General features: G+C 61.2%; 16 protein-coding genes and 2 pseudogenes. 12 read left to right on the top strand and 6 right to left on the bottom strand.

The features are described from left to right. Positions 1–281: 281 nt before the first annotated feature. Positions 282–1422 (bottom strand): annotated as a pseudogene (locus tag NYR97_RS01725) (IS3 family transposase). A gap of 113 nt (positions 1423–1535) precedes the next feature. Beyond that, complete coding sequence (gene xopK / locus NYR97_RS01730) at positions 1536–4109, bottom strand: type III secretion system effector XopK (RefSeq protein ID WP_316696328.1); 2574 nt, start codon at positions 4107–4109, stop codon at positions 1536–1538. A gap of 433 nt (positions 4110–4542) precedes the next feature. Between xopK and xopAU the strand changes: the two genes are divergently transcribed. Beyond that, on the top strand, positions 4543–6039 hold the full coding sequence (gene xopAU / locus NYR97_RS01735) for a XopAU family type III secretion system effector serine/threonine kinase (RefSeq protein ID WP_316697958.1): 1497 nt from the start codon (positions 4543–4545) through the stop codon (positions 6037–6039). A gap of 262 nt (positions 6040–6301) precedes the next feature. Further along, positions 6302–7057 (top strand): annotated as a pseudogene (locus NYR97_RS01740) (IS5 family transposase); the annotation flags it as partial. Positions 7058–7100: 43 nt separating this feature from the next. Here the strand turns inward: NYR97_RS01740 and NYR97_RS01745 are convergent. Beyond that, the gene (locus NYR97_RS01745) at positions 7101–7361 is read right to left on the bottom strand and encodes an XAC0095 family protein (protein ID WP_006452951.1); all 261 of its coding nucleotides are present in this window, start codon (positions 7359–7361) and stop codon (positions 7101–7103) included. A gap of 169 nt (positions 7362–7530) precedes the next feature. Here NYR97_RS01745 and NYR97_RS01750 point away from each other — a divergent pair, with 169 nt between their 5' ends. From NYR97_RS01750 to NYR97_RS01785, 8 genes are all read left to right on the top strand, one after another. Continuing rightward, positions 7531–8118 (top strand): restriction endonuclease subunit S, encoded by a 588-nt coding sequence (locus tag NYR97_RS01750; RefSeq protein ID WP_316696331.1) that lies wholly within the window; start codon positions 7531–7533, stop codon positions 8116–8118. A 16-nt stretch (positions 8119–8134) separates the two neighbouring features. Then, the gene (locus NYR97_RS01755) at positions 8135–9643 is read left to right on the top strand and encodes a type I restriction-modification system subunit M (protein WP_316696332.1); all 1509 of its coding nucleotides are present in this window, start codon (positions 8135–8137) and stop codon (positions 9641–9643) included. Next, the gene (locus NYR97_RS01760) at positions 9636–10490 is read left to right on the top strand and encodes a BRO family protein (protein ID WP_316696333.1); all 855 of its coding nucleotides are present in this window, start codon (positions 9636–9638) and stop codon (positions 10488–10490) included. Before NYR97_RS01755 ends, NYR97_RS01760 begins: the two co-directional genes overlap by 8 nt. Next, on the top strand, positions 10487–11119 hold the full coding sequence (rhuM, locus tag NYR97_RS01765) for a RhuM family protein (protein WP_316696334.1): 633 nt from the start codon (positions 10487–10489) through the stop codon (positions 11117–11119). Before NYR97_RS01760 ends, rhuM begins: the two co-directional genes overlap by 4 nt. Before the next feature lie 113 nt (positions 11120–11232). Next, positions 11233–12429 (top strand): restriction endonuclease subunit S, encoded by a 1197-nt coding sequence (locus NYR97_RS01770; RefSeq protein WP_316696335.1) that lies wholly within the window; start codon positions 11233–11235, stop codon positions 12427–12429. Then, positions 12426–15716, top strand: a complete 3291-nt coding sequence (locus tag NYR97_RS01775) for a type I restriction endonuclease subunit R (protein ID WP_316696336.1) — start codon at positions 12426–12428, stop codon at positions 15714–15716. The genes NYR97_RS01770 and NYR97_RS01775 overlap by 4 nt, the downstream gene beginning before the upstream one ends. After that, positions 15713–16459: a YgjP family zinc-dependent metalloprotease gene (locus NYR97_RS01780; RefSeq protein ID WP_316696338.1), complete on the top strand. Its 747-nt coding sequence runs from the start codon at positions 15713–15715 to the stop codon at positions 16457–16459. The genes NYR97_RS01775 and NYR97_RS01780 overlap by 4 nt, the downstream gene beginning before the upstream one ends. 395 nt (positions 16460–16854) lie before the next feature. Beyond that, positions 16855–17070: a hypothetical protein gene (locus tag NYR97_RS01785; RefSeq protein WP_316696340.1), complete on the top strand. Its 216-nt coding sequence runs from the start codon at positions 16855–16857 to the stop codon at positions 17068–17070. A 62-nt stretch (positions 17071–17132) separates the two neighbouring features. Here the strand turns inward: NYR97_RS01785 and NYR97_RS01790 are convergent, their stop codons facing one another. Beyond that, positions 17133–17462: a RebB family R body protein gene (locus NYR97_RS01790; protein WP_316696341.1), complete on the bottom strand. Its 330-nt coding sequence runs from the start codon at positions 17460–17462 to the stop codon at positions 17133–17135. 376 nt (positions 17463–17838) lie between these two features. Between NYR97_RS01790 and NYR97_RS01795 the strand changes: the two genes are divergently transcribed. Further along, entirely contained in the window at positions 17839–19002 is a 1164-nt protein-coding gene (locus NYR97_RS01795) for a sialidase family protein (RefSeq protein ID WP_425613026.1), read from the top strand. Between the two features lie 562 nt (positions 19003–19564). Next, positions 19565–21523 (top strand): type III secretion system leucine-rich repeat domain-containing effector XopL, encoded by a 1959-nt coding sequence (xopL, locus tag NYR97_RS01800; protein WP_316696342.1) that lies wholly within the window; start codon positions 19565–19567, stop codon positions 21521–21523. Positions 21524–21727: 204 nt separating this feature from the next. Here the strand turns inward: xopL and NYR97_RS01805 are convergent, their stop codons facing one another. Further along, positions 21728–22489, bottom strand: a complete 762-nt coding sequence (locus NYR97_RS01805) for a copper homeostasis protein CutC (protein ID WP_316696344.1) — start codon at positions 22487–22489, stop codon at positions 21728–21730. Continuing rightward, positions 22486–23550: a glycosylasparaginase gene (locus tag NYR97_RS01810; protein WP_316696346.1), complete on the bottom strand. Its 1065-nt coding sequence runs from the start codon at positions 23548–23550 to the stop codon at positions 22486–22488. Before NYR97_RS01810 ends, NYR97_RS01805 begins: the two co-directional genes overlap by 4 nt. Positions 23551–24010 lie beyond the last annotated feature (460 nt).

Here is a 24010-nt window from a genome sequence, read left to right on the forward strand (position 1 = left end):
GCGGAGAATTGCGGTGATCATTTGCCGTTTCCGTCATCTCCCGATATTTTTTATAGTCAAAATTAAATAATCCGTCCATCATTTGAAATACCTGTGAGAGGGGTTTATTTTTTTGTATTATCAGATTTTCATGATGCAAGTAACTCTCGGATGCGAATCCATTTTCTTGAAAGCGACCTTTTCGTGTCGCAGTTTGGCGAGAAGCGCTCCGTTTCGCGGTGGCTCACCGAAGTTCTGGTTGAGGCGACGAAGCAGTGATACGCCCAGGGCTCCGTAGACACTCAAGACCCTCGTTGCGCGTAGCGCCGTTCAAACTCTACAGGGGACAGATCGCCAGTTGAACCGTGGCGGCGGTTGGGGTTGTAGAACATCTCGATGTCGTCGAATACCTCGGCGCGAGCGGCGTCCTTGGTGGGATAGATCCGCCGCCTGATCCGCTCGCGTTTGAGCAGGCCGAAGAAACTCTCCACGGGTGCGTTGTCGTGGCAGTTGCCACGCCGACTCTTGCTGCACACCAAGCCATGGGACGCCAGGAAACTGCGCCAGTCATCGCTGGTGTAGACAGACCCTTGGTCCGAGTGAACCAAGCAACCAGCGTTGGGTTTGCGCCGCCACACCGCAGACAACAGGGCCTGCACGACCAACTCGGTATCGGCCCGATCGCCCATCGCCCAGCCGACGACCTGCCGGGAAAACAGATCGATCACGACAGCCAGGTACATCCAGCCTGCATGCGTGCGGATGAAGGTGAAATCGCTCGCCCAGGCCGTGTCCGGCTCAGTCACGTCGAACTGTCGGTCAAGCAGGTTGGCCGCCGCCTTGCACTGCATTCCTCAATGGAAGCGCGGTTTGCGACCATAGCCCACCTGGGCACGCAGTCCCTCGGTGCGCATCAGCCGATGCACCCGATGGCGACTGCAACGCTCACCCAGATCGCGCAGATCCGTGGTGATCTTGCGATGCCCATAGACACTGCCGCTGGCCAGCCAGTGGTGCTTGATCAATCCCAGCAAGCGCTCATCTTCCTTGGCGCGCTCACTGTCGGGCGAGCGTCACCAGCCGTAGTAACCCGCCCGGTTGACGCGCAACACCCGACACATCGCGCACAGCCTGAATTCGCTGCGACGGGCCTGCATGAACGCGTACTTTGCCTTTACCCCTTGGCAAAGTACGCGCCTTTTTTAGGATGTCGCGCTCCTCGGTCACTCGACGCAACTCTGCCTTCAGCCGCCGAACCTCGGCGCTCTGGTCCACCTCGGCGCGCTGCACCACGCCAGGCTTGCCGAACTTGCGCAGCCAGGCGTAGAGGCTGCGCGTGGTGACACCCAGGCGCTCGGCGACTTCTGCCACCTTGAACCCACGGTTAGTCACTTGCCGGACCGCCTCGATCTTGAACTCATCCGTATACCGCTTGCTGCTCATGGACACCTCCGAATCGACCATTTTCCATGGCCTTGAGATGTCTAGGAAACCCTGGGCGTATCAGACGCCAGGTGAGTCCCGCTGGTAAAAAAGATGCCGCGGTTGCTGATCGCTCAAGGGCTGAATGACGGTATTGCTGCGGCCGCAGCGCCTTCGCGGATGCGCGCGGCCTGCATTTCAGTGGCCAGCAACGTGCCGCGCACATCGGTAGTGTGCCGCCGGGCCTGTTTCATGCAGAAATGCGCAAAGCCCGCACTTCCCGGCTGCGGCGTGATCGCGTTTGCGGTCAACGCACCGATCAGGCGTTGTTGCAGCCCTTGCATCCTATTTTCTGCTCGCTGGATCTTTCGCGTGTCCGAACTTTCCAGTTCCTCGTTTGCCATGCCCAGTTCTTCCAACATCAGGCTGACGGATCGCAGCTGGAATTCCTCGCGCTCACGCGCTTCATGCAGTTGCGTGGTCAGGCGCGCCTGCGCCTGCGCAGCCGCCGTGGCGGTGGTCTCTGTCTCGGAGAATGCATCACTGGCGGCATCCACCGCCGGCAGCTCCACCTGCAAGCGCAGTTTCGCGTCTAGATACTTCTTTTGTAGCTCAAGACAACTTTGCATGTACGCGATCTGAGACTTGACCGAGCCTGGCGTTTGCAGCCACTGGTTCAACGCTGTTTCGGTCAATGTATCGGTATGTTTTGCATAGCTTCGCGCGGCTTTTTCGCCAGCGACGCGGGGTTTTCCTGTGAGCACTGCTCGCCCGTAGTTCGCCCCCGCAAAAAGCGCTGCCCTGGCTCGCTTCGCGAGCGAGGACGGTTGAGCCGCCTGACCAGTTGCTGGGCTCTGATCGGTAGAGCGAGGCACTGCCCGATAGCGTTTCTTCATGTCGTTGGCGCAGCTCTGCAAGAGCGCGTCCCGTGCTTTTTCCTGACCGTCGATGCAGGCGTACAGGGCGCTGCGCAGTTCGAATCCATGCTGCGGAACGGCAGCAGTTGCCTCCGTCGCGGCTGACGCGTCGTCGGCTGCAGGCGATGCCTGTTTTGCCGCTACCGACTGGGCAGCCGCCGTGTGTTCGGTTGAGCCGGGCATGACATGGCCAGACTCCAACTGGTCACCAGTGCCGGTCGTCACGACGGTGCCCGACGCTTTTCCCGAGGCACCGTCACTGACGCGTGGTGTGCCATGCGGATCCACTTCCCCCGGTGAGGCAGCGACGCCCGCCTCGGTGGTGGGCAGCAGGTCGGCCATGGCAAGCAATGCCCGGTCCACGCTGGGCATCTCCGCAGTCTCGTAGTTGCGATACCGTTTTTGCTTGCCATGCGCCAGCAGGAACTGGTGGCCCCCAACACCCATCGTCACCGCACCCAGCAGACCGGCACCGACCACCAAACCGGTGCCCACTGGCCCGGCTACGGTGGTTGCACCAAGCAAGACTGCAGTGCTGACTCCGGTTTTGGTCAAGGTGCTGGCCGTGTAGGTGACGCCGCCAACGACAAAGCCCTTGTTCCAGTTGTTGAAGCTGCCGGCGAATCCGCTGCGCTGGGCCAGCTTGGTGCTCAAGAAGTGCTGGTAGCGCTGCGCGCCAGGGCTGAGCTCGCCCGGTTCCAGGCATTGCAGGAAGTCTTCGACACGCGCCACATCGGCAACCACGCGTTTTTTCTCCTTGCGTGACTGGTGCAGAAACGCACCGCCCAGCGTGGTGGCAGCGACGCTTGCCAGCGGAGCCAGCACAAATGTGCCTGCGATACCGGCCGCCGAGGCTGCGCCTGCGGCGGCGGTGCTGTGGCCTATCAAGCCAGCAGCATTTGCGTTGTTGGCGCCGAGTGCCAACCCGCCCTGGATGCCGAGCTCTGTCGTGGCCTTGGTAAAGATCACGCCTGCGGACGCCATCGAGGTCACCGCGATGGCGCCATCACGTGCGTTGCGCTGTTGTTGGTAAGCGACGGTATCGATCGCTTCGCTCAAGGCATGGATCTGGGCGCCTGCAACTGCAGTCAATGGGCCGCTCCCAAGCGCAGGTTGCAGCAACGCCCTCTCCGACTGCAGTTGACGTTTGCGTTGGCGCAGGGCACCGCGTTGTTCGGTCACTTCGCGGGTTTCCTTGTAGGCGGCGTAGATCGCAAGGCCAGAGAGCGGCAGCATGGCGCCACTGATGCTCAAACTCATTGCCAGATCGGCAACGCCTCCCGGCCCCGCCTCCTCAGCCAGGGTGTGCAGGAGACTCTCGTGCGCTGCAGGCTCGATCGGATGCGGATCCAGGGAGTGCGCCGCGTCGATACCGGGCTGCGTCTGATGGTCTGCCGACACCTGCGTGTGATCGATCGGCGTGTGTTCGTGGGAATGCGCAGGTTGCTCGGCTTCCGGGGAATGTTCCGGTTCGCCCGAGTTGGGCACTTCCGCGATGAGTTCGGCCGTATTGTCCAAAGTGCCATGCAGTGGATCGGCAAGATACTTGGCGACTACGAATGCATCGTAGACTGCCTCTGCCTCCTGAATTTCGGCCATGGCGTCTTCGCCGGTGCGCCTCCCGGACGCTTGCCTGGAAGAGGAATTTCTCCGACGCGAACCTTTTTTTAATGATTCCAGGACAATAGGCCAGCCATTGGAAGCGGGAAGATCTTCAACTGAAACAGGCACATCTGGAGCGGGCGAATCAGACGACCCAACATGACTGCTTATGTGTTGCTGGATGCGCATAGCTCAGACTCCGCATACGTGACGCAGCGAGGCTACGCCTCCTGCCCACGGGGATCAGTCGACCTGCGAATACACTTGCCCGGGAGCGAATCGCGGAGCAAGGCGCATTCAGGGCTGACTTACATGAGGACTTCGCCTGAGAAAGCATCGTGTGTTTTCGCTCTATCCATCACGCGTGTTTAGTGAGCGTATTACCGCAATTGCAAGTCACCTCGCCTTGCCTTACATGACCTCGTACAAAGGTGCCGCGTGCGCTGCATGCCTGGGTAGAAAGTCGCGCGAGCGTCCGCGCGACGTTCGAGATTGCAGCTATCCCCGTCATGCCTACCCTGACAACTCCCTGCGATTTACCAGCCACTCACATCAACGATTACGGCACGTGTCTCTCACCATGAAAAAGATCTCATCCACTTCTCCGGTTGGCCAACATGGCATGCAAGCGGATGGCGATCCATCCGAGACCTCGACGCATCCAGCATCCGAACAACATGAGCCCGCCGCACCCGTCCAGGATCACCTGCTCAACCTGCTGAAAAAAAGGAGAAGCGGAAGCGTAGAGTTCGCTGTCCCAGAGTTGAGTGTGAACATAGATCGCCCACCTGCTCGACTCATAGTGTCACGCACCCTTTCACGCTCGCAGTCCAGCGGCAGCAGCACACCGACAACGCCAGGCTCCGATTCCAGCCCCATATTGACGCCATACCCCAATTTGCCGCTACTGGCATCGCTACTCGACCCGCATACACCTGGCTCTCTCGCCCTGACACCGTCTCCCTCGAGTGCCTCCGGCATCCTGCGAAACGAAAGAATACGGACACGGGACATGCGTTATCGTCAACAGGACGTCTCGCTCAGTCCGCGCATAATAAGGGAACTCACCACCAATTCTCGGCGTTCAGAACTGATCGAACGACTGTCATTGTTGAAACCTGGTGCGCTGGAAATCGAGAACGGCTTCCTCCCTGTGCGGCTTGAGCCAACGCACGCCGGCAGTTACCAAAGCCTCAAGAACATGCAGCTGATTGGCAAAGGCGTTTCTGGGAGAGCCTATGCTGTCCGTCTGGCTGAGGATTTCTGGCGAGCCGGAGAAAATTGCGGGCGGGACTTTGTCTTCAAGGCGATGTTGAACCCCGATCCCCAAGATCCGATCCCGACCAAACTGTATGACAAGCGCTTCCAGGAAGATGCGCCCGATCCAAAAAACCCTGTCTCGTTGCACAAAGCCAACATATACAGGGAATATCAAATGACCGTGTCGCTGGATGGGGGGTCTCGCATCATGCGTGCCTACGGTCTGGTGCAGATCGAGAACGTATTCGGCATGCTGCTGGAAAAAATCCACGGCACCACTGTCGGCAACCTCGTCGAGCTCGCGCGCCCGGCATTGCAGCAGGGGACGATCACTGCGCCGGAGTATCTTGACATGACAAAGCAGCTGATGGCCGATGTCTTGATCGCCTTGTCCTGTTGTGAAGAAATAGGAATCGTGCACCAGGATGTTTCGCACAACAACGTCATGTACGACCGGTCCAATAAAATGTTCCGGCTGATCGATATGGGCCTGGGTGGAGAAGAGGGCGAGTCCGCCAACATGGGCACACCCGGCTATATCGAGATGAATTTGAAAGCAAGTCATCGACGGGACGTCTACAGCGCTGCCCAACTCCTGGTGCATTTCACCAAACGCCCGAATTACCACATGGGCTATGTGGGCATTTCCGTGGCAAAGTCAAAGGAAGACTTTCCGCTCATGGATGCGCTGCAACAGCTGCCCTCGGAACGCAAGCAAGAGATCGCCTGTTTTTTCAACCGCATGATTGGCCAAGATCGTGCCACGGCAGAGGATTTGCTGGCGGACCCATTCATCAAAGATGCCGCGCAGCGGTTCCAGGAAGGTGTCCATGCAACCTTCGAAAAATTGACTCGATAAATTGCCCCTGAAAATCCGTTGAAACCCAATCACCAGCAGCGAACGATGCGCTGCACGCAAGAACACCACTTTATCGCGCCGACCCAGGTACGCATCGCGCGAGTTGCCGCATACGTCAGCGCGAATGTTTCAAACAGGCCCACGCGAGGTCGCTGTTCAACCGATTTCATCCAGGACAAGACGCACCTGGTCTGCTAAGGAAGATCTGAAAAACTCCCTCTGATCCTCCGACAATCGTGCAAAGCCCAGCGGAACAACGACGATGGAACTGTATTTCGGCGACGCGGAGTACAACGACAAGCGCAAGCGGACACGGCGCGATGTGTTCTTGTCGGAAATGGATCAGGTGGTGCAGTGGAAGGACCTATTGACGCTGATCAGGCCGCACTATCCGACGTCGGCGCAGCCGGAGCGACAGCCGTATCGGCTGGAGCCGATGCTGCGCATCCACTTTTTGCAGCAGTGGTACGCTTTGAACGATCCGTCGGCCGAAGAATCCCTTTACGATACGGTGTCGGTGCGTCGTTTCGCCAAGATCGGCGGCCTGGATGAGGTGCCGGACGAGACCACGATTCTCAATTTCCGCCACTTGCTGGAGCAACACGATTTGGCGCGCAAGCTGTTCAACCGGGTCAACGCGCACCTGTCGCGCAAGCAGCAGAGCCTGCACGGCGGGACGATCGTAGACGCCCGATCATTGCTGCGCCGAGTTCGACCAAGAACAAGGGCGGCGAGCGTGGTCCGGAAATGCACCAAACCAGGAAGGGCAACCAGTACTATTTTGGGATGAAAGCGCACATTGGCGTAGACGATGTGTCCGGCTTGGTGCACCACGTGGAATGCACGGCAGCCAACGTCGCCGATATCACGCAGGCGCACTAGCTGCTGCATGGCAAGGAAGACACGCTCAGCGGGGGTAGCGGGTTACACGGGGTTGGACAAGCGCGCGGAGATGGCGCGCAAGCGCAAGTTGCGCTACCTGATTGCAGAGAAGCTGTCCAAGCTCAAGCAGATCAAGATCGACACACATCCGCGTTGACAAAATCACCCGCCCGCATATTTCAAACAGGTGCGTGCAGCGTCGCCGGCCAGCGCGCTTCATCAAGAATCAGACGTACCTGCTCTGCCAGCAGCTCTAGACAGAGCGCCAGCTCGTCCATGCGAATCGCCAGTTGCGGGGCCTGCTCTTCTGCGCGCGTGCGCGGCTCCGCAATCCGCGCCAGAAAACGCATGTGCTCGCCAAGCTTCTGCAGGCGGTCCTGCGCCTGCTCGGGCAAGTAATAACCCAGCACGGAGCCATCACCGTCAAAAGATTGCTGCATTCTTTTCTCCCGTCACATACCGAATGGCGTGCTCTCTCGTCAGGAGGCACTGCTCCTTGACCATGAGATTACCAAGCAACCGGCTTTCGCGCACCCATTTTTATTGCATCAAATCAAATGAAGCACAAATTTGTTGACAGAAATAGGGTTTTTCTTCATTGTGCGCTTCATGATCAATCATGCACTCATCACCACCCTTGCCAAGCACGCGGATGTCCGCATGGGCTACCCGTTTCGCGGGTCGATTCCTGAGGTTGCCGGGGGCAGCGTGCGCGTCGTCCAAATCAGGGACATCCCACGCACCCGGCTCTGCACCTACGACGCGCTTGTCGCAACAGAGGTGGAAGGCCGCAAGCATCCCGACTGGCTCCTGGATCAGGACGTCGTGTTCATCGCCAGAGGGTCCAACACCTTCGCGGCGCTGGCACAGGCACCGCCGCCACGCACGCTCTGCTCACCACACATCTATGTCATCCGGGTGAAGGCACCGCAGCAGTTGTTGCCCGCCTTTCTCGCGTGGCAACTCAATCAGGCGCCGGCACAACGCTATCTGCGCCAATCGGCCGAGGGCAGCAACCAGCTGAGTATCCGCCGCACGGTGTTGGACATGACCCCCATCCGCCTACCCCCACTGCAACTGCAACACGCGGTCATTGCGCTGGAGCAGGCCGCACACGCAGAGCGCGCCGCCTTACACGCGCTGATCAACAACCGCACAACAGAGCTGGCGATCCTCGCCGAGCGCCTTCTCGCCTAAGCCTTTGGAAACCCCCATGAGCAAGACCGATATCGCCCAGGACACCATCAACGCCGCCGTCTGGACTGCCTGCGACACCTTCCGCGGCACCGTGGACCCCAGCGTCTACAAGGACTACGTGCTGACCATGCTGTTCCTGAAATACGTCTCCGACGTCTGGCAGGACCATTACGACGACTACACCGCCAAACACGGCAACAAGCCCGGCCTGATCGAAGAACTGCTCAAGAACGAGCGTTTCGTACTGCCGCATCGCGCCAACTTCTACACCCTGTACGACCAGCGCCACCGCCCCGGCAACGGCGAGCGCATTGACACTGCGCTGCACGCCATCGAAGACGCCAACCTGGGCAAGCTGCGCGATGTGTTCCAGGACATCAGCTTCAACGCCAACAAGCTCGGCGAAGAGCAGCAGAAGAACGACCTGCTGCGCCATCTGCTGGAAGACTTCGCCAAGCCCGCGCTCAACCTGCGCCCCTCACGCATTGGCCAGCTCGACATCATCGGCAATGCCTACGAGTACCTGATCAAGCATTTTGCCTCCAGCAGCGGCAAAAAGGCCGGCGAGTTCTACACCCCGCCAGAAGTCTCCACGCTGATGGCGCGCCTGATGGACCCGCAACCAGGCGACGAGATCTGCGACCCCACCTGCGGCTCTGGCTCGCTGTTGCTCAAATGCGGCCGCCTGATCCGCGAGCGCACCGGCAGCGGCAAGTACGCGCTCTACGGCCAGGAGGCCATCGGCAGTACCTGGGCGCTAGCCAAGATGAACATGTTCCTGCATGGCGAGGACAACCACCGTATCGAATGGGGCGACACCATTCGCAATCCCAAGCTGCTGGCCGGCAACCACCTCAAGGACTTCGACATCGTGGTGGCCAACCCGCCGTTCTCGCTGGAAAAGTGGGGCCACGACAGCGCCGATACCGACCCCCACGACCGCTTCCGTCGCGGCCTGCCGCCGCGTACCAAGGGCGACTACGCCTTCATCCTGCACATGATCGCCACCATGAAGCCGCGCACCGGCCGCATGGCCGTGGTGGTGCCGCACGGTGTGTTGTTCCGTGGCGCCGCGGAAGGCCGCATCCGCCAGAAATTGATCGAAGAAAACCTGCTCGACGTGGTGATCGGCCTGCCGGAGAAGCTGTTTTACGGCACCGGCATCCCGGCAGCCGTGTTGGTCTTCCGCTCCAAGAAGAAAGACAAAAAAGTACTGTTCATCGACGCCAGCCGCCAGTACCAGGACGGCAAGAACCAGAACCTGCTGCGCGAGAGCGATCTGCAACGCATTCTGGACACCGTGCAGGCGCGCCAGAATGTAGACAAATACGCCTACCTGGCCAGCCCGGACGAGATTGCCGGCCACGACTACAACCTCAACATCCCGCGTTACGTGGATACTTTCGAGGAAGAAGCAGAGATCGACCTGATGGCAGTGCGCCGCGAGCGCGAGCAGTTGAAGGACGAACTGGCAACACTCGAAACGCAGATGGCCCGCTATCTCAAGGAGCTTGGCTATGAGTGATGAAAAAAACGACATCGCCACGCAGGCTGACGCGGGCTTCCCGGCACAGGACAGTGCCGCCGTCCGGCGCACATGGCACCAAGGCCAATGGTGGTTTGCGGTCATCGACCTGGTTGTCGCACTCACAAACTCGGAGAGTCCGGAAAACTATCTACGCAACTTGCGTCGCCGCGACGAGGTGCTTTCCGGCAGTTGGGACTCGCTGGTGACGCCCTTGCGCGTCACCACGGCGGGCGGGCCGCAGTTGTTGAACTGCACCACGCTGGAAGGCGCCTTGCGCATCATTCAATCGATCCCCTCGCCCAAGGCCGAACCCTTCAAGCGCTGGCTGGCACGCATCGGCAACGAACGCCTCCAGGGCGAAGAAGCCGTCGATTTCGATGCCCTGAGCGAAAACCAGCGGCGCCTGTTCCTGCGCGACCAGATGAGCCGGCACAACAAGGATCTGGCCGCTGCAGCCAAACAGGCCGGTGTGGAGACACCGCTGGAGTACGCCGTCTTCCAGGACCACGGCTACAAGGGCTTGTACGGCGGCCTGGGCGCAAAGGACATCCATGCACGCAAGGCCCTGAAGAAAAGCCAGACGATCCTCGACCACATGGGCAGCACCGAACTGGCGGCCAACCTGTTCCGTGCCACGCAGGCCGAAGAGAAACTGCGCCGCGACAACGTGCAGGGCAAGACGGCGGCCAACCGGACGCATTTGGAGGTGGGTCAAACGGTGCGCAAGACCATCCAGGAACTGGGCGGCACCTTGCCGGAGAACCTGCCTGCACCGGAAACCAGCATCAAGCGGCTACAGAAGGATGCCAAGCCGGCGCCGGGTCAGGACAAGGACAAAAAATGAACAGCCGCCTTGCCACTTTGGAAATCAACCACTTGCCGAAAGGGGGGGGTCAATTTGACCCCCCCCTTCCCAGGGCGATCCGGACAAGCGCCTTGCCTGGCTTGCAGCGATGGGCATCGCCATCACAGGCCCGGACTGATGCGTCAGCCGTCGAGGAACCCGTGACAACTGCCGCCCACGGTCAGAAGACCGCTGCGCACCTGGTGGTCGAACCTGCCAAGCCCAGCAAGCCCCACATCGCACTGACCGGCGGGAAAGCCAGCCGCGTGCGCAAGAACGATCTCATCTTTGCCAGGAACGCTCTCGACCCAGAGAAGGTCGCGCAGTTGAACCGCGTCCCCTCAATGTTTTTGAATTACGCCGAGGACCGCGCCAGCCAGCGCCGGGACTTGCGCATGGACGACTGGCGCCAACACGTGGACCGCTTTGTCGAATTCAACGAACGGCCGTTGTTGAAAGATGCCGGTACGGTCAGCCACGAGCGCATGCAGCAGATCGTGCATGAGCGCTATGCCGCGTTCGATGCCAAGCGGCGCCTAGCAGAACCCTTGGCGGCGCATGTGGAAGACATCAAGGCGCTGGAGTCGTTGGATAAAGCAGCGCGTAAAGGAGGCAAACGTGCCTCTTGATGATTTGAATTTGATGCCGGCTAGAGAAGCGCCTGGGCCGCAAAGTGTTGGGGTTTTCAACCTGGCACGGCTAACCGAAATAACAAAGCGATTAAATAAGAAAGGATCCAGCAATGCTTCCTGATGGATGGGTAAAAACAACTGTCGGCAAGAGTTGCACAATCAGAAACACGTTGCGATTTCCACTAAATGCAACGGACCGGGCGAACATGCCTGGTGAGTATCCGTATTTCGGCCCGACCGGAAAGATCGACGCGATCGATCACTACCGAATCGATGAACCCTTTGCGCTCATAGGCGAAGACGGCGACCATTTTCTAAAGTTCCGGGATCGCCCGATGACCTTATATTTCGAGGGAAAAGCAAACGTCAACAATCATGCGCACATCATCGGCAATTCGAAGGAGTGCCTGGCAAAGTGGTTTTACTACTGCTTCATGCACAGGGATCTGACCGCGACTCTTTCCCGGCAGGGCGTAGGTCGTTACAAGCTGACAAAATCCGGGCTTGAACAGCTTGAGTTGGCGCTGCCACCAAAGCAAGAGCAAGCTGCGATTGTCGAAGTGCTTTCGACCTGGGATCAAGCCATCGCCACCACAGAGGGGCTACTTGCAAACGCCTGCACGCAGAGGAAAACCCTCACGAACGCGCTTTTCGTACATGGAAGACACAGCAGCATGACCACCCACGGATGGAAGTTCGCCGACCTTGATGAAGTCTTTGAACGGGTGACACGCCGAAACACAACTGCAAACTCGAACGTACTGACCATCTCCGGCACCCGCGGACTGGTCAGCCAGCGTGACTACTTCAACAAATCCATCGCAAGCGAAAACCTCTCCGGCTATACGCTACTTCAACGCGGCGAATTCGCCTACAACAAGAGCTATTCGGCAGGCTATCCGATGGGCGCGATCAAGCCGTTGACACGCTACGACCAAGGCGTTGTGTCGAGCCTTTACATCTGCTTCCGGCTGCGCAATGAAGTCGAAGCAGATGCGGACTTCTTCCGGCATTACTTCGAAGTGGGGATGCTCAACGAAGGGCTTTCGGGGATCGCGCAGGAAGGTGCGCGCAATCACGGATTGCTCAATGTGGGTGTCGGCGACTTCTTCAAGCTGCGGCTGCACATTCCAGGCGTGACCGAGCAACGGCGTGTTGCGGCCATCCTCAACATGGCTGAGCAAAAAGAACAGCTGATCGCAGCGCAACTGGACAAGCTCCGTGATGAGAAGAAAGCCCTGATGTCCCAACTCCTCACCGGCAAACGCCGCGTGCGCCTGCCCGCCGACGAGGCAGAACCGGCATGACCCACAGCGCCCCGGACACCCGCGAACAGGCCAGCGCGCAGCTGCCCGCGTTGCACCTGCTGTGCAACCTGGGCTGGCGCTACCTCAGTGCCGCGCAGTGCCTGGCGCTGCGCGGCAGCACCCGCGAGGTGCTGTTGCTGCCACGCCTGATCGAGGTGCTGCAGAGCCGTCGCTTCGACTATAAGGGGCAGACCTATCCGCTCTCGCCGAGCGGCATCGACCAGATCGTGCGCGAGCTGTCGGCGCTGCCGCTGGGCGATGGGCTGCTGGCCGCCAATGAGCGGCTGTATCACCTGCTGACGCTGGGCATTACCGTCACCGAGTTCATGCCCGACGGCAAGAAGCACCAGCCCACCATTGCGGTGATCGACTGGGGCGATGCAGCCCACAACCTGTGGGATATCACCGAAGAGTGCGAGGTGCTCTCCACCCACGGTACGCATACGCGCACGCCCGACATCGTGGGCTACATCAACGGCATCCCGCTGGTGGTGATCGAAACCAAGCGCGCCGATGCCGGGCATGCCGGCAAATCGCTGGTGGCCGAAGCGGTGAGCCAGCAATTGCGCAACCAGCGGGCAGAAGAGATTCCGCAGTTGTTCGCCTATGCGCAAGTGTTAGTTGCCATCAGCCTGACCGAGGCGCGCTACGGCACCACGCACACCCCGGCCACCTTCTGGGCGCGCTGGCGCGACGAGCAGTTCGACCAGGCGCAGCTGAGCCGCCTCAAGAACCTGCCGCTGCCTGCGGCTACCCGCGATGCCCTGCTGGCAGACAAGCCGGCGCCGCTGCGTGCCTACTGCCAGGCGTTGTGGGCCAAGCCCATGCTGCCCACCGAGCAGGACCTGCTGTTGGCCGGGTTGCTCACCCCGGCCCGGCTGCTGGAGGTGCTGCGCGGTTTCGTGCTGTTCGACCGCAAGGTCGGCAAGATCGTGGCGCGCTACCAGCAGTTCTTCGGCATCCGCGCGTTGCTGGCGCAGATCCGCACGCGTCGCCCCGACGGCGGACGCCAGGGCGGCGTGCTGTGGCACACCACCGGCTCGGGCAAGAGCTTCACCATGGTGTTTCTGACCAAGGCGCTGGTGCTGGATACGGCCTTGACCCAGTGCCGGGTCCTGGTGGTGACCGACCGTACCGACCTGGAGGCGCAGCTAGCGCGCAACTTCATCAGCGGCGGCGCGTTCGGCTCTGCCGTCGGCACCAAAAAAGAGGGCGAGCGCAGCAAGGCCACCACCGGCCGCGATCTGGCGCGCCGCATCGGCCAGGGCAGCGAGCGCATCACCTTCTCGCTGGTGCAGAAGTTCACTACCGCCGCCAAGCTGCCCGAGTGCCACAACGCCTCGGCCGATTTGATCGTGCTGGTGGATGAAGGCCACCGCAGCCACGGCGGCGAAACCCACGAGCGCATGCGCAAGGCGCTGCCCAATGCGGCCTATCTGGCGTTCACCGGCACCCCGCTGCTCAAGAACGAGAAAGCCGCCAACAAGTTCGGCCCCATCCTGCATGCCTACACCATGCAGCGCGCAGTCGAAGACCAGACCGTGGCCCCGCTGCTGTACGAAGAACGCGTGCCGGAGCTGGAGGTCAACGCGGCGGCGGTCACGCGCTGGTTCGACAAGATCACCGCCGGGCTTTCGGACGCGCAGAGCGCAGATCTGAAAAAGAAGTTCGCCAGCAAGCGCGCCATTTATGGGGCGGCCAACCGCATCGAACTGATCGCCTGGGACATTGCCGCGCATTTCAACGAGAACATCAAACCCTTGGGCCTGAAGGGGCAGCTGGCAACCGACAGCAAGCGCGACGCCATCCGCTACAAGCGTGCACTGGACGAGACCGGCCTGCTGACAGGCGCGGTGGTGATCTCCCCGCCCGATACCCGCGAGGGCAACAGCGATGTCGATGAAGACACCTTGCCCGAGGTGCAGAAATGGTGGAAGCAGGCCATCACAGACCAACGGCTGGATCCGCAGGAGTACGAGCGGCAGACCGTGCGCGACTTCGGTGGCGATGGCGATCCGGATCTGCTCATCGTGGTGGACAAGCTGCTCACCGGCTTCGATGAGCCGCGCAATGCGGTGCTCTACATCGACAAACCGCTCAAGGGCCACAACCTGATCCAGGCGGTGGCACGGGTGAACCGCCTGCACGATGCCAAGCGCTACGGCATCCTGGTGGACTACCGCGGCATCCTGACCGAACTGGACACGGCGGTACGTGCGTATCAGGACCTGGAAACCCGTACCCAAGGCGGCTTCGATGTGGCCGATATCGAGGGCCTGTACCAGGCGATCAGTACCGAGTACAGACGCTTGCCTGCGCTCAATGCCAGGTTATGGGCGTTCTTCGACGGGCTGGCCAGCCATGACGACCCGGAGCAGTTCAGGCAGCGCCTGAGCCCGCGTTTCGTCGCTGACGAAGAGGGCGCCGATTACGACGCGCGGCAGAAACTGCGCGACGACTTCTCCGCCGTGCTGACCGAGTTCGGCCTGTGCCTGCAGACCGCACTCTCCTCGCGCAGCTTCTTTGAAGACGCTGCCTTTCCGGATACCTTGATCGACCGCTACAAGCGCGACCTGCGCTTTTTCTCCGGGCTACGCAGGACCGCACGCCAGGACGCCATGGAGACCGTGGACTACAGCATCTACGAAGAGCAGATCCGCAAGCTGGTGGACAAACAGGTGATTGGCCGCGAGGTGCGCGAATCCACGGGTGCGTACGTCGTTCATGAATTGGGCAAGCGCGAAGATCCGCAGACCTGGTCGGAGGAGAAGACCCGCAACGAGGCCGATCTGATCCAGACGCGTCTGCGCAAGACCATCGAACAGGAGTTGGCCAGCGACCCGTACGCGCAAAAAGTCTTCGGCGAGCTGTTGCGAGAGGCCATTGCCGAGGCAGAAGCCATGTTCGATCATCCCTTGAAGCAGTACGCCGTGTTCAAGGCCTTCGAGCAGCGCCTGGAGGCCAGGAAGATCCCCAGTATTCCAGTGGCATTGGCCGACAACCCGCATGCCAGTGCCTACTACGGCGCGATCCTGCTGGAATTGGGCGAGGATGCCATGCACGCCAAGCGCGCTGCCGAGGCAACGCATCTGGCCGATCTGGCACTGACGATCGATGGCGTGGTGCGCACCGCCATTGCCGAGAACTCATTGAACCTGCACAGCATCGAGTCGCAGATTCGCCAGACCTTGCTTCCCCCCATCTTCGATCTGGTCGGGCTGGACCATGCCAAGGCCATCGTGGAGCAGATCGTGCACATCACGCGCATTGGGCTTAGCCGCACGTGACACCGATTCAGACCAACGCCGAGATGGTGGTGACCTACGGCGAGCGCCGCATCCACTGCCAGATCCAAAGATCCGCGCTACGACGCAGCCAGCGCGTGGCCATCCATGTGGAACCCGATGGCCGCGTACGGCTGGACGCGCCGCTGCAGGCGACCGACACCCAGATCAAACGGGCGCTGATCCAGCGCGCACGCTGGATCCACTTGCACTTGATGGAGATCGAGCAACGCCTGCGGCACGTCACCCCGCGCGAATACGTCAGTGGCGAAACTGTGCTGTATCTGGGGCGGCGCTACCGGCTGAAGGTGATCCTTGACGACCAGATGCATGACGTCCGCCTGCGTGGCGGCTACGTCGAAGCACGGGTGCCCAGCCGTGCGCCCGAGGTAGTGCGCGCAGCGCTGGAAGACTGGCAACGCGAGCGCGCCAGGTTGCTGCTACCGCAGCGCGTGGCCGACATGGCCGCCCAACTCCGCTGGATCAAGCAGGTGCCACCCCTCTCACTGCGGATGATGCAGCGCCAGTGGGGCAGTTGCTCACCCTTGGGAAGGATCAGCTTGAATCTAGGCCTGATCCGTGTCCCGGGCGCCTGTATCGATTACGTCATCCTGCATGAGCTGTGTCACCTGAAAATCCACAATCATGGCAAGGCCTTCTATCGCCTGCTCGATGCCCATCTGCCTGGTTGGCGGGAGATCAAGCAACGCCTGGATAGTCTGGCCGAGCTGGCGTTGCGTCACTGAGCAATTGGATCAGTCGGGCTTCTCCGACCGCCTGGGGCAAGCGTTCGGGTGGTCGGCGTAGTGGAGGCTTACTGCTTCCGCTTACCGCCTACTAGCTGCTACGTGCTACGTGCCGCCTGCTGGGGCAAAAGTTCTTGGCTGCTCCGCTGTATGCGTTGCTAGAACGTGAACCAGATCAGCTAGAGATGTTTGTACTCTCAGCAACGCCCCTTCAGACCGCCGCGCGCCCGCCGCTATCTGGACGTCCACTGCCCACGCAGCGTCTGCGACCAATTGTTGTATCGAACGGATCGCATTCCAGGCAAGATCACCGGCTCACGCCGTTGTGGAAGGCAGTGGCGCATTCCCGTCGTTCCATCGAGCGACGGTCGGTTGGTGAGTTCCAGGAGCGTTTCATGTCGTCGTCCACCGTTACGCAAGACCCTGTCTCCCCGGTTCCGGAGCAGACCCAGCATGCCTTTGCCGAACACGTGCACAGCAAGCCCGCGCCCGGCCAGCCGATCGGCAGCACCGAAGCGGCGCACCTGATGACGTTCCTGTGCCAGACCCACTCGGCCAAACAACCGCAGATCCTGCTGCCGCCGCAAGCGCGCGACGACGACGCGGCCTGAGTGCACCGACGCACTCGTGTCAGCAACATTGGCGACAGCACTGCCGCTGTCGCCAACCGACATTACTTGCCGGTGCTGAACGCATTGAGCACGGTGAGCAGACTGGTCAGATTGTCGGCGACGCCCGCTTGCGCGACCTTCTCGACGTCCGCCGCCGAAGCGGTGATATCGAGACTGTAGATCTGCATCACGCCCTGATTCGTGGCGGACTGCGCTAGCGTGTTTTGTTGCTGCTGCGCGGCCACCGCGTTAGCAAAGAGAATCCCGTTCGAATGGGCCATGCTCTGGTAGATCGTGCCCATCGCCATGGCGGGCGCTTCGCCGATCACCTTGACGTTGGTCTGCGTGACGGCATCGGTGATCTGATCGCTGACTGCGGTTGGAAAAGCCATACGTGTGCTCCTGAGTGGACGGATACACGGCGCTGCGCGTTGTTGCAAGCCAACCGCACCTGCCTACTGCGCGCGGTGCGCCGACCATGCAGCAGCCCACCGCACATCGTGTCATCTCGATAACGGCCTGCGCGCGTGCGACTGAATCCCTGCAATACCACTACTACGCAATGCACATCGCAGGCGCAGCTAAGTTCTGCGCGATGGCGGCCGTCAGGCCAAGTGCGGCCAGTCAGCGCAATGGGGAGAGCGGGTATGAAGACATCGCGGGACCTCGCAGTGGTCGGCGACCACGGCCGCCAGGGTTGAATAGAGCACATGGTATTTAATAGATGATAAATAGGTATCTTTAAAATCCTCACAGGACTGGACCACGATGCCGCTGTCACGCCTGCTGACCTGCCTTGTTGCGAGCCTTGCTGCCTACGCAGTTCAAGCTAAATCGCCCATGCCGCGGCCCTCACCAATCGTGCTCAGCGAGTTCATCGCCGACCCGGCACCGACGCCGCAGGCGCACGCCTCCACGCTATTGGAAACCCGCGACGGCACCCTGCTGGCGGCCTGGTTCGGCGGCGCACACGAGGGTGCGGCCGATGTTGGTATCTGGCTCGCCCAACGCGGCCCGCAGCACTGGAAGACACCGCGCCGCATCGCAGACGGCGCGCACGCAGGCGCAGATGGCGCCGCACTACCGGCCTGGAATCCGGTGCTGTTTCAGTCCACCACCGGGCCAGTGCAGCTTTACTACAAGCTCGGCCCGAATCCACGCGATTGGTGGGGCCTGCGCATTACATCGACCGATGACGGTGCGCACTGGTCGCCACCGCAGCGCCTGCCCGACGGCATTCTCGGCCCGATCAAGAACAAGCCGGTGCAATTGCCGAACAGGCGCATCCTCGCACCCAGCAGCAGCGAAGACCGTGGCTGGCGCGCGCATCTGGAATGGAGCGACAACGACGGCGCACATTGGCAACGCGGCATGCCGCTCAATGATCCGACAGTGATCGGCGCGATCCAGCCCAGCGTGTTGCTGCATGCAGACGGCCGCGTGCAGATATTGGGCCGAAGCCAGCAGAACAGGCTTTTCAGTACGTTCTCCACTGATGGCGGCCTGCACTGGCAACCGATGCAATTGCTGGACGTAGAAAACCCCAACTCCGGAACCGACGCAGTAATGCTGCACGACGGCCGCGCTCTACTGGTCTACAACCCGGGCATCGCCGGCAAGGACTGGTGGGACGGCCGCGGCACACTTGCGGTGGCGCTATCGACCGATGGCGTGCACTGGCAGCGTGCACTCACGCTGGAAGACAGTCCGAAAGACGAATTCTCGTACCCGGCAGTGATCCAGGCCCACGATGGCCTGGTGCACATCAGCTACACGTGGAAACGCCGGCGCATCAAACATGTCGTGATCGATCCTGCGCGCTTGATGCATGCGCGGCCTGCCCGATGCCTGCAGTTAGTGCCACCTGAGCACGGCACAACAACTGACGGCCACACCGTCGACGCTTCGCCCTGCCAACTAGGGAAGCCCTGAACGACCCACCAGCATGCTGCAGTGTCCATCTGCGCGATAGAGATGCCGTGCAAACGTGGCTTTTGCGCGGTATTCCATGCTGCATTTGGCGGCTCATCCAGCCACCAGGCAGTATTACCCCCTGACCGGCAGTCACTGCCGGCGCACCATCCACGGATTGGAGGGCGCAAAAAAGTCAGCACCGAACGTCAGTTGCATGGATCACTCCTCTCAGCCGAGCGTTTGCCCCGGAGGGCTTTTTCGAACAGACAGAACTCCGCGCGAGCACGCCAACGGCACAACCGACGCGAAGGTCCGGCAGCAGCTCCACGCGGCATCTCGGGTCAACCTGTTCTCACTATTTCAAAGGGCACAATCGGTCACGTATCGCGACATGCCGGGACGGCTGCGCACGTTGGTTGATAGATACTGTGGCTTTGCCGTCTGACCGCGCACCAACTGCGGCCCCTCGCGCGTAGCGAGACTTCGTCATGACGATCAGGTCTTCGCGCATAACCTGGTATTCAGTGCTCCCCTGGATTGATCATGTCGCGCCGACGCCATGCATCGAATGAGGAACGCCATGCCACGCATCAACGGCTCACGACCGCCAGAAGCCCCAGGGGATACTCGGCAAGACCCCGACTTGAATCCGCGCGGCGCGCACAATCAGCAGGCAGGGCTGCCTCGCAATCCACAGCGCTCAGCGGGCCTGCTCAGCGGCCTGGAGAGACTCGTGCCCCGGCAGAACCGGCGCCGTAACGCAACGTCGTCGGGGAGCGAGGCGACATCGAGCCAACAAGGCGTCTCGGATGCGCGCCACGATCCGGGCGGATCTGGCGGGCATTGGGCACTCGATCAAGCTTCTGTAGATGCGTTCCAGCCGCATGCACTGCCGCAGCTTGCGCCTGACGAACGGGTGCGCTTCCACGCTGCTGCAACGGCTTCTCCGCAGATCCTGGCGCCGCCTTTGCGTACAGGCGGCCCAACCCTGCGACGCAGCACGCAGGTTCAACCTTATGAGAGCGTGCTCTCGCAATGGCGCCAGCAATGCGAGGCGGACTTCTCGCAATGGAGCCACGCCTGGAATTCTAGTAATGCGGCGGTCGAAGGCATACAGCGCGACCCTCGCCTCGGGCTGCAATTCACCGCAACGCAGCTGGCGCGTGCCGAGTCTCCCGACAACGACGCGTTGATGGTTGAATACAACCCCTTACCACGGCTGCCTGAGCCGATGTTCCACCTTGCGCATCTGCAACGCATAAGCATCTCTAACGCGGGTCTGATGGAGCTTCCCGAGTCCATCAGCCAGTTGGCCAACCTGCGGATTTTTGAGTTGCATGGCAATCCGATCGATAAGCTGCCTGCCTCCATTTCCGGACTGGGACAATTGGAGCAGCTCTCCATCCGCTCCTGTCCCAACCTGTCCGAACTCCCAAAGGATCTTGCGATTCGCAACGTCGATAACCGACGCGAAGGATTGGTCAAGCTGCGGCAGCTTGACCTGTCGCGAACAGGGATCCGCTCGCTCCCGAAATCGCTCAGATACTTGAAAGATCTGAAGAAAATAAGGGTCAGCTCCTCACCACTGACCGCCCTCGATAAAGACATTCATCTCCTGCCCAATCTGCAAGAGCTGGACCTGCACAGCTGCACGCACCTACGCGAATACCCCTCGATTTCGCGAGGACGACCGCCAATGGAGAAACTCATCCTGCGGGACTGCAGCAACCTGCGCACGTTGCCACACGATATACACAAACTGACCAATCTCCGAAAGCTCGACCTGCGCGGGTGCAGCAATTTGCGCTCACTCCCCCGCACGATTTCCCGCTTACCTGCCGATTGTATGATCCTTGTACCTGCACATTTGCAGGAGCAACTCAGTCAACTCCGCTCCGAAGCGTCTTCCGCCCAGACCGGGCACCCTACTCCCTTTGCCCAGGACGCTGCGGGCCCTTCCCATCGCCACACGGCCGGTGCAGCGTCCCCCGCCACGACATCCACCAATCAGGACACGCGGCAACAAGACAGCGAAAAAATCCTCAATACCGCTTACGCCCTCCTGGAGGTCATCGGGGAGGAAAGGAACCCGTTTGTCGAGGGCGCCCCGCCTTTCAATCCGGAACAGCGCCCGGCTGAGGCTCCCACCACGCTCGGCCAGGTGCCTGCGCTCAGGACAATGCTCGCTGAAAGCAGAAATCAGGTTTTCATGACGAAACTCAAGGATTTCGCAAAGCGTCAGCGTACAGCAGCTTACGCCCGTGCCCAGACCAGAGACGAACTGGCGACCGCCCCCGACATGGAGTGGAGGGAGGTGATGAGTTCCCATCTTGGCCCCCATACCGAGAAAGACAGCGACGGGGTTAAAAAGCAAATCGAAAATTTCACCGAGAATAGCCAGATCAATATTTTCAATCTCTCCAAAGCAGTACAGATGTGGAAGATCCGCGAAATGCTTGTTCTCGACGACCCCGCTAATGCGAATATCTTCCCCGAGATTCCACTGTATCTCCCACCTGAAGATGCCGGAAGTGACTGAAGAGCGGTAAACAGAACCTGGCGAGCGCACGTCCTTCGCGCGCAGACGGCGCGAAGGAAACGCAGTGCCAGCGAGTTCCATGCCGACCGGGCACCGACCGCGTGCGTCTGGCACCCCACCGTCGTCGTGTTGTCCGTTCCGAAACACGTAGAACCCTCGCGAGCAGCCGCCTGCAGCGCACGGATAGCCGGCGCCAGCAATCATTCACGCTGGGGCCCGGCAGCCGGCTTGCTCGGACATCGCTTGCAATGTCTCCACCATCCGCCGCACCCGAACGGCATCGGTGCGTTGATAGTGTGCCCCCAGATCGTGGATGTAAGGATGCGGCCCCGGCACCTGCGCGGCGACGGCGCTTCGGGCGGAAGCATGAAACTCATGGGCGCCAGTGCGCTCGCGCAGCAGACGAATGTTGTGCTCGGAGACCCCGGCACCGGGCATGACGCTCGTCCGATCGCCGGCCTGACGCACCAGTGCCGCAATGGTGTCCACACCTTCAAGCGCGCTCGCACGCGCACCCGACGTCAGCACTCGCTCGCAACCCAGCGTGATCGCATCTTCCAGCGCGCGCGACGGATCGGCACTGACGTCGATCGCACGATGGAAGGTCACACCCAGCGATCCCGCCGCCTCGATCAACACCCGCATTTTGGGCATGTCGACCTGCCCATGCGGATCCAGCGCGCCCAACACCACGCCATCGCAGCCCAGCCGCACACATTGCTCCACATCACGCCGCATCACTTCGACCTCGTCCGCATCGAAGACGAAATCGCCCACGCGCGGACGGATCAACACATACAGCGGAATCTGCAATCGCTCACGCACCACCGCCAGCGTGCCGAACGACGGCGTCAACCCGCCGCCGTCCAGACCACCGCAGAGCTCGACCCGCATCGCACCGCCCTCTTGCGCCGCCAATGCCGACCCCACCGAATCGGCCGCCACTTCCAGCCCCGACACGCTCATGCCGCAGGCTCGGTGGTGTAGTGGCTTTCGCCGGGCACCAGCAGGTCCTGCCGCTGCGCATCGCAGACCGCATAACTGAAACCCTTCTGGATCGCGAACGCACCCACCTCGCCGCGCTTGTTCATCGCCAGAAATCCGACCTGCAAGGTGCGGGTGAGTTCGGGCTTGCGCCGGATCAACCGCATCACCACCTCGCGGCAGGCATCGGCCGGCGACTTGCCCTGGCGCATCATTTCCACCACCGCAAAACTGCCGACATTGCGGATCACCTCTTCGCCAACGCCGGTCGAGGTCGCGCCGCCCACTTCGTTGTCCACATACAGGCCCGCGCCGATGATCGGGCTGTCGCCCACCCGGCCGTGCATCTTCCACGCCATGCCGCTGGTGGTGCACGCGCCGGACAGGTTGCCGTGCGCATCCAGCGCCAGCATGCCGATGGTGTCGTGATTATCCTTGCCGCCCGGCAATTTGGCATCGCGCCAGGCGCGGTTTTCGATATTGGCTTCCGGCGAATACTTGGATGTCTTCAACCACTCCTTCCACGCCGCCTCCGAGCTCGGCGTGAGCAGCTTGGTCTGCGAAAAGCCCTGCTCCAGCGCGAACTGACGCGCACCGTCGCCGACCAGCATCACATGCGGGGTTTTCTCCATCACCGCGCGCGCCACCGAGATCGCATGCACCACGTCTTCCAGCGATGCCACCGCGCCGCAATTGCCCAGGTGATCCATGATGCACGCGTCCAGCGTCACCCGCCCATCGCGGTCCGGATAGCCGCCCAGGCCCACGGTGGGATTGTTCGGATCCGCTTCGGGCACGCGCACGCCGGCTTCCACCGCATCCAGTGCGATACCGCCGCTGCCGAGGATGTTCCAGGCCGCCTGGTTGGCGGCAATGCCGAAATCCCAGGTGGAAATCACCCGCGCCGCGCCGCGCGGCAACGCGGCAATGCGTCCAGCCGTGCTGGCACCGACCGCCGCCTGCGCACGTGCGCCCCACCCGGCCAGGCCGGAAGCGATTGCACCAAGCGTGGCGCTCTTGAGGAAGTGACGACGTTGGATCATCCGGGAACTCCATGAAGGAAACAGGCAGCCGCACCGCGCGGCGGCAGCCTTCCATGATGCGGCAGCGCCGCGTACGGATAAACCGTATTGCGGCGCCCAGCAATGCGGATCCGCGCATAACGCACGGTAATGGCTGTAAAGCCCCTCTCCTGCGGGGCGAGAAGGCACGGCTTGCGCGCCACTGGCGCGCGTGCCTTGGAGCGCCCGCGCTGCTGGCGCAGGCCGGGGCGCGGAGCGGAGTTGGGGTGAGGGTACGGGGCGACCGACAGCGCCCTGCCCAGCCGTACCCTCATCCGGCGCTACGCGCCACCTTCTCCCGATGGGAGAAGGGAAGAATCTCCCTCTCCGCTGGCACTGCACACGGCAGCACGCACCAGCGACCGAAAAAATCTTCAATCCACTTAACCCCATTTGCCGCACTGGCCCGTTTACTCAACAGAGGCGCAGTGCACGGCGACCT

This window comes from Xanthomonas hydrangeae, assembly GCF_032697525.1.
Lineage (GTDB): Bacteria > Pseudomonadota > Gammaproteobacteria > Xanthomonadales > Xanthomonadaceae > Xanthomonas > Xanthomonas hydrangeae.

Excerpts from the sequence above, each read along its gene's own strand:
- xopK (WP_316696328.1), bottom strand. The coding sequence starts at position 4,109 with ATGCGCATCCAGCAACACATAAGCAGTCATGTTGGGTCGTCTGATTCG.
- xopAU (WP_316697958.1), top strand. The coding sequence starts at position 4,543 with ATGCAAGCGGATGGCGATCCATCCGAGACCTCGACGCATCCAGCATCC.
- NYR97_RS01745 (WP_006452951.1), bottom strand. The coding sequence starts at position 7,361 with ATGCAGCAATCTTTTGACGGTGATGGCTCCGTGCTGGGTTATTACTTG.
- NYR97_RS01750 (WP_316696331.1), top strand. The coding sequence starts at position 7,531 with ATGATCAATCATGCACTCATCACCACCCTTGCCAAGCACGCGGATGTC.
- NYR97_RS01755 (WP_316696332.1), top strand. The coding sequence starts at position 8,135 with ATGAGCAAGACCGATATCGCCCAGGACACCATCAACGCCGCCGTCTGG.
- NYR97_RS01760 (WP_316696333.1), top strand. The coding sequence starts at position 9,636 with ATGAGTGATGAAAAAAACGACATCGCCACGCAGGCTGACGCGGGCTTC.
- rhuM (WP_316696334.1), top strand. The coding sequence starts at position 10,487 with ATGAACAGCCGCCTTGCCACTTTGGAAATCAACCACTTGCCGAAAGGG.
- NYR97_RS01770 (WP_316696335.1), top strand. The coding sequence starts at position 11,233 with ATGCTTCCTGATGGATGGGTAAAAACAACTGTCGGCAAGAGTTGCACA.
- NYR97_RS01775 (WP_316696336.1), top strand. The coding sequence starts at position 12,426 with ATGACCCACAGCGCCCCGGACACCCGCGAACAGGCCAGCGCGCAGCTG.
- NYR97_RS01785 (WP_316696340.1), top strand. The coding sequence starts at position 16,855 with ATGTCGTCGTCCACCGTTACGCAAGACCCTGTCTCCCCGGTTCCGGAG.
- NYR97_RS01790 (WP_316696341.1), bottom strand. The coding sequence starts at position 17,462 with ATGGCTTTTCCAACCGCAGTCAGCGATCAGATCACCGATGCCGTCACG.
- NYR97_RS01795 (WP_425613026.1), top strand. The coding sequence starts at position 17,839 with ATGCCGCTGTCACGCCTGCTGACCTGCCTTGTTGCGAGCCTTGCTGCC.
- xopL (WP_316696342.1), top strand. The coding sequence starts at position 19,565 with ATGCCACGCATCAACGGCTCACGACCGCCAGAAGCCCCAGGGGATACT.
- NYR97_RS01805 (WP_316696344.1), bottom strand. The coding sequence starts at position 22,489 with ATGAGCGTGTCGGGGCTGGAAGTGGCGGCCGATTCGGTGGGGTCGGCA.
- NYR97_RS01810 (WP_316696346.1), bottom strand. The coding sequence starts at position 23,550 with ATGATCCAACGTCGTCACTTCCTCAAGAGCGCCACGCTTGGTGCAATC.